General features: G+C 65.9%; 3 protein-coding genes. All 3 read right to left on the minus strand.

Annotated elements, in window-relative coordinates:
* On the minus strand, positions 1-1794 hold a 1794-nt coding region (locus tag VFZ66_01805), incomplete at its 3' end, for a condensation domain-containing protein (GenBank protein ID HEX6287890.1).
* A complete protein-coding gene (locus VFZ66_01810; protein ID HEX6287891.1) occupies positions 1791-8825 on the minus strand; it encodes a condensation domain-containing protein in 7035 nt (2344 codons plus the stop codon). The genes VFZ66_01810 and VFZ66_01805, both read right to left, overlap by 4 nt.
* 132 nt (positions 8826-8957) lie before the next feature.
* The coding region (locus VFZ66_01815) for a phosphopantetheine-binding protein (protein ID HEX6287892.1) at positions 8958-9648 on the minus strand (691 nt) is incomplete at its 5' end.

Raw genomic sequence — 9648 nt, forward strand, 5'->3', positions numbered from 1 at the left:
CGCGCGGGCGGCATCGGGGTTGCTGGTGGCGCAGGCGGCGATGGTCGGCCAGGCGCGGTCGAGGACGAGCACCTGGGCGGTGGTGGCGGGCAGGCGGTCGGCGACGCGCGCCTCGGTGAGCACGACGACGGGCGCGGCATCCTGAAGCATGAACTGCAAGCGCGCGGCGGGATAGTTGGGATCGAGGGGCAGGTAGGCGCCGCCGGCCTTGAGAATGGCGAGCAGGCCGACGAGCAGATCGGCGGAGCGGGGCAGGCAGACGGCGACGCGCTGCTCCGGGGCGACGCCGAGGGATCGGAGATGGTGGGCAAGCTGGTTGGCGCGGGCGTTGAGCTGGGCGTAGGTGAGCTGCTGCGCCTCAAAGACGACGGCGACGGCGTCGGGGGTGCGCGCGGCTTGCTGCTCGATCAGCGTATGGAGGCAGGCGTCCTGCGGATAGGCCGCCGCCGTGGCGTTCCACTCCACCAGCAGCGTGTGGCGCTCGGCCTCCGTCATCAAACCGATGTCGCGCAGCGGGCGGTCCAGCCCGTCGAGCATATCCTCAAGCAGCGCCTGAAGCTGCGCCAGCAGCCGCTCGATCGTGCCGGGATCGAAGTGCCGCGTCTCATAGCCGATCCGCAGCGTCAGCGATCGTCTTGGCACAGCGACCAGCGTCAATGGATAGTTGGTCTGCTGGAAGATGCGCAGGCCCGACTCCTCGAACGCCTCGGTCGGATAGTTCTCGAAAACGACGATGCTCTCGAAGAGCCGCTCGCCCGGCGGTACATCGCTCCAGCGCTGAACATCGACCAGCGGGCTGTAAGCGTACTGACGCAGCTCCGCCTGTCGCTGCTGCAAGGCCAGCAGCCAATCGCGCAGGCTTTGCTCCGCCTGCGCCTGGACGCGCAGCGGCAGCGTGTTGATGAAGCAGCCGACCATCGTCTCGCTTCCGGCAAGATCAGCCGGACGACCGGAGACAGTCGTGCCGAAGACAAGGTCGCGCTCGCCGCTGTAGGCTCGCAGCAGCAGCGCCCATGCGCCGTGGACCAGCGTGCTGAGCGTGAGCCGCTCCTGACGCGCCAGCGTTTGGAGCGCTTCGGTCTGCTCGGGCGAGAGCAGGATCTGGCTCTTGTCGTAGGCGTGGGCCGTGCCCGATCGCCCCGCGCCATGATCGACCGGCAGCGGCGTGCGCGTGGTAAATCCCTGCAAGATCCGCCGCCAGTAGCTCTGGGCCTCGTCAAGATCCTGCCTGCGCAGCCAGCTCAGGTAGTCGCGGTAGGGCCGACGGCGGCTCAGGCGTGGTGCCTGTCCCTGAAGCATCGCCGAGTAGGCCGCGAAGACATCCTGGATCACCAGCGGCACCGACCAGCCATCCAGCAGCAGGTGGTGGTAGCTCCACACGATATGGAATGTTTCGGGCCCGCCGCGAATCACCGTTACGCGCATCAAGGGCGCTTCGGTCAGATCAAAGCCCTGCTCGCGGTCGCGCTGAAGATATATCTCAAGCTGCGTCTCCTGCTCCGCAGGCGACAGGTCGCTCCAGTCGAGCTCGATGAACGGCAAACGGGCCTGCCGCTGGACCATTTGCATCGGCTCGTCGAGATCTTCCCAAAAGAACGCCGTGCGCAGGATTGGATGCTGATCGACGACATACTGCCAGGCGCGTGCGAACACCGGCACCACCCACTCCTGATTCAGCGTCCAGCTAAACTGCTCGAAGTACACCCCTGAGGTCGGAGTATACAAGCTGTGAAAGAGGATGCCTTGCTGGATCGGTGTGAGTTTATAGATGTCGGCGATGTTCTCATGCTTCACTTGGCCCGTCTCCTAATACTGGTCATGAACTTATCCAGATCTTTTTGGCTCAGCCCGGCCTCAGGGAAGTCCGAGGGCGTGTAGCCGCCCACGTCTCCCGACAGGCAGTGCTCGATGATCGTTTGTAGCGACTCGGTGCAGCGATAGGCCAGATCCTCGATCGTAGCGCGGCTGTGGATCTGCTCGCTGTAACGCCACTCCATCTGTAACTGGCCGTCGACGATGCGCGCGGCAATATCCACGAGATGGCTGCGGCGTCCCTGCGGGCTGTGCGCGGCGACGTGAAGGGCGTCGGCTCCACTGAAGATAGGTGCATCGGGCGCGATCTGCTCGATCTGGCCCTCGTAGGTAAAGCCGATCTCAGGCTGCGGCAGCGCCGCCAGCCGCTCGGCGGTTTCCTGATCGGCGCTCAGGTAGCGCAGCAGGCCGTAGCTGATGCCGCTCTGCGGCACGCGCCGGAGCTGCTCTTTGATGCCCTTGATCACATCGCCGATGTCCCACATGTCGCCCAGGTCGAGCAGCATCGGGTAGCGCGTCGTCAGACAGCCGACCGTGCGCGACAGGTCGAGGTCTTCAAGGCCCGCATCCCGCCCGCGCCCTTGCAGCTCGACCAGCAGGCTGCGCCCGCCGTCCCACTGCTGGAACGCCTGGGCAATCGCCGTCAGCAGCACCTCGTCGGTCTGCGTCCGGTACGCGGTCGCCACGTCGTGGAGCAGATTCTGAGTCTCCTCGGCGCTGAGCGCTACCACAACGCTGCGCGCCGATCCATAGGTGTTGGCGGCAAGATCGGCGGCGTGATCGATCGGCAGCGGCGCTACGTCGGTCCACTCCTGGTCCAGCCAGTAGCTCAGCGTGTCCTTGACCTCATCCGACTGTGCGAGGTCCTGAAGCCGCTCGGCCCAGCGCTTGAACGATGCGGTCTTGGCGGGCAGCGCTACGGCCTCGCCCCGGCTGAGCTGCTCGTAGGCGGCCTGGAGATCGTCCAGAATCAGCCGCCAGGAAGCCTCGTCGACCAGCAGGTGATGGATCACCAGCAGCACGCGGCTCGGCTGAGCGGGGCCAAGGTCGAAGTGCGCCACGCGCACCAGCGGTCCGTGCGTCAGGTTGAGGCTCGCGTGCAGATCCGCCGCCGTCGCCTCGATCTCCGCGCGATGCTCGCTCTCCGGCAGCGTCGAGAAGTCCACCGAGGTGAAGGGCACCACCTGCTCAGGCGCTGCGTTCTGCTGCTGCCAGCCATGCTCGTCCTGCGTAAAGCGCAGCCGCAGCGCGTCGTGATGCGTGAGCACCTGCTGGAGCGCCCGTTCGAGCAGCGCCGGATCGAGCTGCTGGCGCGCTGTTAGCAGCAGCGCCTGGTTCCAGTGGTTCGGATTCGGCAGGTGCCGGTCGAAGAACCAGTGCTGGATCGGCGTTAGCGGCACCGGCCCGGTAATCGTGCTCGGCTCGGTCTGCACCAGCGCAACATCGCCTACCTGCGCCGCCAGCTCGGCGACGGTCTGGTGCTGGAAGAGCTGCGCGGGCGTGAGATGGAAGCCCGCCTCGTTGGCGCGCGCGATGATCTGAATCGCCAGCACCGAGTCGCCGCCGAGCTCGAAGAAGTTGTCGTGGATGCCAACCGCGTCGATGCCCAGCACGCGCTGCCAGACCTCGGAGAGCGCCCGCTCGACATCGCTGGTCGGCTCGACGTAGGGCGTCTGCACGTTTGGCCGCGCGTGTGTCGGCCTTGGTGCCTGGCTCTTCTCGATCTGTTCGAGCATGCGCATCTGCGTCGCCGAGCGCGCCCGCTCGATTGCGGCGTCCAGGTCTTTGATGCAGACGACGATCTGCGGCAGGCGGATGCGCGACAGAATGCGCGTGAACGCATCGACGCCTTCGCCGGGCGTCATGCCTTCCAGCGTCGGCAGGGCATCGTCCGCAGCCTCGCCGCTGGCAGCCATCACGTTGAGCGCCATCACATCGTTCGTCACCATCGGCACCGGCGCGAGCGCCGAGGTATCCAGCGGCGTGGCGCTATCGACCACCGTCTGCTCCTGATCGCTCAGGCTGCGCGCGGCGGACGAGTTGACCCGCTTCATGGTGAACTGCTCGATGTCGACCAGCTCGGTGCCGAACTCGTCCATGATCGTGATGTCGAACGAGATCGTTTCGCGGTTCGGATCGGCGGCCTCGTTGTACTTGACGTAGCTATAGATCCGCTGCGGCAGCGCGCCCCGGAACTTGAGCCGGGTGTACGACAGCGGCAGATAGCTGCCCTCGCCCGCGACGCCGCTGGCGAAAGCAGTTGCCACGTCCAGCAGCGCGGGATGCAGCCCAAAGCTGTTGAGATCGTCGGCGAATGCCTCCGGCAGCTCCAGCAGGCCTAGGCCCTCGTTGTTGCCGATATGGACCTTCTTGAGGCTGCGCCAGCGCGGACCCCAGTAGACGAACTTCTCGATCTGATCCAGCTCTTCTTCGGTGACGATCCGCTCGCGGACGTTGCAGCGCGCGATCAGCGCCTCGATGTCGTGCTGGTGTGGCTGCGTGTCGCTCAGGCGGCTGACGCGGCCCATGACGTGATCCTGCCACCTAGCCGCGCCGCCGAGCTGCGTCGTCTTGCTCTGGACGCGGAAGTGCAGCTCGTCGCCGGTGCCTTCGAGGATCGTGTGCAGCTCCTTGCTTTCGGTCAGGCCGACCATCAGCGGCGTCATGAAGAAGACATCCTGAATCAGCACCGCGCCCGCCTGGGCATGGTGGCTGAACGCGGCCCGCGCGATCTCAAGGTAGGAGGTGCCCGGCAGCGCAGGCGTGCCAGCGATGCGGTGCTCGTCCAGCGCCCACTGCTTGTCGACCTGTAGCTCGGTGACGTAGCGCGTCTCGCCCTCCGATACCCGCGTCCACTGCTCAAGCAGCGGATGCTCAAACGGCTGGTACTGCGTGGTCTGGCGTAGATCTTTGAGGCCCTGCGGCAGCGCCGTGTTGACCGCCATGCCGACCTCAAGCCAGGCGTCCCAGTTGACCGACACGGTGAACGTGCCGCTCTTGCTGGTGTAGTAGGGCGCGAATACGTCGAGGAACGAGTTCGCGCCGCAGTAGTCGACCTGCCCGAAGCCGCCGATCACGCCGATCGTCGAGGAGCACAGCATCATGAAGTCGAGCCGTCGATCGCCGAGCGCCGCCTCAAGCGCCCACATCGCGTTGACCTTGGGCGATAGCACGCTGGCGGCTAGCTCTTTGCTCTTGAGCTGGATCACGCCGCCGCCCGCGACGCCCGCCGCGTGGATGATGCCGTGCAGCGCGCCGAACTCGGCGTAGGTCCGATCGATCGCCGCGCGCATCTGCTGCTCGCTGGCGACATCTGCGCTCAGCACCAGCACCTCCGCGCCGTGGGCCTCTAGCTCCTGCACCTTGCGAATCCGGCTGCTGGTCGCGTCCTGCTCGTCGTGCGTCGCCAGGTATTCGCTCCACTCCTCGCGGTCGGGGAAGCGCGACCGACCGATCAGCACCAGCCTGGCGCGGAAGTTCTGCGCCAGGTAGTCGGCCAGCACCAGGCCGATGCCGCCCAGGCCGCCGGTGATCAGGTACACGCCCGCCTCGCGCAACCGCAGCCGCGAGTCGATCGCCGTCTCGACGCGCGTCGCCTCGTAGCTCTGCACCCAGCGGTCGTAGCTCCGGTAGGCGATCACGACATCAGAGGATTTCGCGGCAACCTCGGCGATCAGTTGATCGACCAGCTCGGCCTCCTCGAACGAGCCGGGCGCTGGCATCTGCACATCGATGCTTGAGCAGCTCAGCTTCGGAAACTCCTGCGGGATGACCTTGCACGGTCCCAGCAGCGGCGCTTTTTCGGGGTGGCGGATCGTCTCGCTGGCGACGCGCTGCATGTCGTTGGAGACGACGCCGATATGCACCGGCGTTTGCAGGCTCAGGTTGCCGAGCGCCTGCGCCAGGTAGATCAGGCTGTAGAAGCCGCGATCCTGCGCCGTTTCGAGGATCTGCTCCCGCGAAAGCGCCGGATTGTAGGACGCGACGTTCCACAGGTGGGCGATCGTCGTCGGCAGCCTGCCCGCCTCGTTGAGGCTGCTCAGCAGCTCGTCGTACTCTTCGCGCGCCGCCGGGTTGATGCTATAGGTCGTGTCGTTGAGCTTGTCGAACTGCTGGCCGATCAGCACCATCACCGCATCCTGGCCGCTCTGTCGCAGGCGGCTGACGAACTCCGCGCTCAGGCCCTGGCCGTCGCCGAAGACCAGCCAGCGCTCAGGCTCCGCGCCGTTGCTCGCGGGCGCGGCGACCGGCGGCAGCGAGCGCTTCCACGACGGGATGTAGAACCAGTCGGCGATGTCCGCTTTCTTGCGCAGCGAGCCTTTGCGCGGCTTGGCGCTCTCTTCCTCTTTCGGCGGGTCGATCCAGTAGCGCTGGTGCTCGAACGGATAGCTCGGCAGCGAGACGCGGTGCCGCCACTCGTTGGCGTAGAAGCTCGACCAATCGACGGTCGCGCCTGCCAGCCAGAGCTGACCCAGCGTGCTCTGCAAAAATGCGTCGTCCGGCTGCTGGTCGTTGGGGTGGCGGATCGACGAGAGCACGACCTGGCTGGCGGCTTTGTTGGGATGCTGTCGTGCCAGGCTGCTCAACATCTGGCCCGGACCAACCTCAAGCAGGATACGCTCCGGCTGCTTGGCTAGCTCCTGAATGCCGTCGGCGAAGCGCACCGCCTGCCGCAGATGCGTCGCCCAGTAGCTCGGATCGGTCGTCTGGTCAGCGGTGATCCAGGTGCCGGTCACGTTCGAGAGGTAGGGGATCGTCGGCGCGTGCAGCGCGATCCGCCCGACGACGGCAGTGAACTGCGCCAGGATCGGCTCCATCATCGCGGAGTGGAAGGCGTGCGACGTGTGCAGCGGGCGGCAATCGATGCCCTGCGCCCGCAGTTGCTCTTCGAGCGCGTCGACCGCCTCGGTGGGGCCGGAGACGACGCAGCGCGCCGGGGCGTTGACCGCAGCCAGCGAGAGCTTGTCACCGAGCAGAGCCAGCACATCTTGCTCCGGCAGCGGCACGCTCAGCATCGAGCCGGTCGGCAGCGATTGCATCAGCCGTCCGCGCATCGCCACCAGCGCCAGCGCGTCCTCAAGCGAGAGCACGCCCGCGAGGGTGGCCGCGACGTACTCGCCGATCGAGTGGCCGATCAGCGCCTGCGGCTGAATGCCCCAGGCCATCAGCAGCTTCGCCAGCGCGTACTCGATCACAAACAGCGCGGGCTGCGTGATCGCGGTCTGCTTCAACTGCTGCGTGGCGATCTCCTCGCGCTCCGGGCTGGGATACAGGATGCTGCGGAGATCCTGGCCCAGATGCGGCAGCAGCAGCTTGGCGCAGCGATCGACTTCGGCGCGAAAGGTAAGCTCGGTCTGGTACAGATCCGCCGCCATGTTGACGTATTGCGCGCCCTGGCCGGAGAACATGAAGACCACCGGGCGATCTTTCTGCGCCTGCTCGCGGGTAAAGATCCGCTTGGGATCGTTGCCCTCCAGAATGTTGATCGCGTCGTCCAGGTCGCTACACACCAGCATCCGCCGCTGCCCGAAGGGCCGCCGTCCGACCTTGAGCGTGTAGGCGACATCGGCCAGGTTCAGCTCGCGGTGCCTGCGCAGGTGCGCCGCCAGGTTGGCGGTCGCGTTGTCGAGCGCGGCGATGGAGCGCGCCGAGAGCACGAGCATCTGCCAGCGGCGCGACGGGCCGGACGGCTCGACCGGCGGCGCTTCTTCGAGGATCGCGTGGGCGTTGGTGCCGCCGACGCCAAACGAGCTGAGGCCAGCGCGCCGGGGTGTCGGACCGGCGGGCCATTCCCGAAGCTCGGTATTGACATAAAACGGGCTGTTCTCGAAATCGATCTTGGGATTCGGCCTGTTAAAGTTGAGACTGGCCGGAATCTGCTTGTGCTTGAGCGCCAGCGCGGTTTTGATCAGGCCCGCGACGCCCGCCGCCGCGCTCATGTGGCCGATGTTGGTCTTGAGCGAGCCGATCGCGCAGAACTGGTTGCGCTGCGTGCTGGCGCGGAAGACCTGGGTCAGCGCGGCGACCTCGATCGGATCGCCCAGGTTGGTGCCGGTGCCGTGGGCCTCGACGTAGCTGATCGTGTCGGGATCGACGCCAGCGGTGCTCTGCGCCATCGCCACCACGGCGGCCTGGCCGTCCACGCCGGGCGCGGTAAAGCCGACCTTGAGCGAGCCGTCGTTGTTGACCGCCGAGCCCTTGATCACGGCATAGATGGTGTCGCCGTCGGCCATTGCGTCGGAGAGGCGCTTGAGCACCACCGCGCCCAGGCCGCTGCCGAAGATCGTGCCTTTGGCGTCGGCGTCGAAGGCGCGGCAGTGGCCGTCGGGCGAGTACATGCCGCCCTCCTGGTAGAGGTAGCCCGCCTTCTGCGGCACGCGCAGCGAGACGCCACCCGCCAGCGCCATGTCGCACTGGTAGTTCAGCAGGCTTTGACAGGCCAGATGCACCGCCACCAGCGAGGTCGAGCAGGCGCTCTGCACGTTGAAGCTCGGCCCCTTCAGGTTCAGCTTATACGACACGCGCGTCGTGACATAATCGCGGTCGTTGGCGGTGGTTAGCTGAAGCGTGATCACCGGATCGAGGTGATGCTGGCTCGGCAAAATGTTGTTCAGCAGGTAGCCGTTGGTCGCAACGCCCGCGTAGACCGAGATCCAGCCTTTGTAGGTGTCGGGATCGTAGCCCGCGTCTTCGAGCGCGGCCCACGAGCACTCCAGGAAGAGGCGCTGCTGCGGGTCCATAATCTCGGCCTCTTTGGGCGTGTAGCCAAAGAAGCTCGCGTCGAAGCCCTCGATGTCGTCGAGCATCGGCGCGGCCTTGACCAGCGTCGGCAGGCGCGCCATCTCAGGCGGATTGGCCGCCGCGACCTCCTCGTCGGTCAGCGGAGTGATCGACTCAACGCCCTCGCAGAGGTTTTGCCAGAACTCTTCCAGATTATGCGCGCCCGGAAACTGGCCGCTCATGCCAATGATTGCTATACCCTCAAGCGACTCGTACGCTGTCGCGTTGCTCATAGTTTATGCTCCTTGCCAATACATGTAGCTGCTCTCAACCTGGCGGGTTATCAGGGAACCTGGGCGATCACTGCGCGATCGCATCGCGCGGAGCCGAGGAAGATGTGGAGGTTGTTTCCTCCACACTCCCGGCTATGAGCGTGATCGCAGTTGTTTCTGGCGCTCCATGGCTGCTTTCTGCTTGCGGGCACGCTCATGGATGTCCTCGAAGGACGCCTGCTCAGGCTGATCCTGGCTGAGATGCTTCGCCAGCGAGCCGATTGTCGGGTACTTGAACATGTCGATGATTGGCACGTCGCGGCCAAGGTGTTCGCGCAGCTTGCTGTGTACCTGGACGACATGGATCGAGCTGCCGCCGATGTCGAAGAAGTTATCTTCCATCCCGACCATCTCGATTTGCAGCACCTCTTGCCAGATCGCCGCCAGGATCTGCTCCAACTGCGTCTCAGGCGCGACATAGGCGGCCTCCGAATCGCGGTGCGCACTGTCGGGCTTGGGCAGCGCCCGGCGATCGACTTTGCCGTTGGGCGTCAGCGGCAGCGCCTCCAGCAGCACGAACGCGCTCGGCACCATGTAGCTCGGCAGCATGCCTTGCAGGAAGCGCCGCAGCTCGCTGCCGCTCAAGTCCGCGTTCGCAGGTTGTTCTTTGGTCTTGGTGCCGTGTTCTGCAACCACATACGCTACCAGCCGCTTGTTGCCCGGCGTGTCCTCGCGGGCGATCACGACCGCCTCGCGCACGCTCGCGTGCTGCCCCAGCACCGCCTCGATCTCCCCCAGCTCGATCCGGAACCCCCGGATCTTCACCTGCTGGTCCGCGCGCCCC

The organism is Herpetosiphonaceae bacterium (assembly GCA_036374795.1).
In the GTDB taxonomy this organism is placed as follows: domain Bacteria; phylum Chloroflexota; class Chloroflexia; order Chloroflexales; family Kallotenuaceae; genus LB3-1.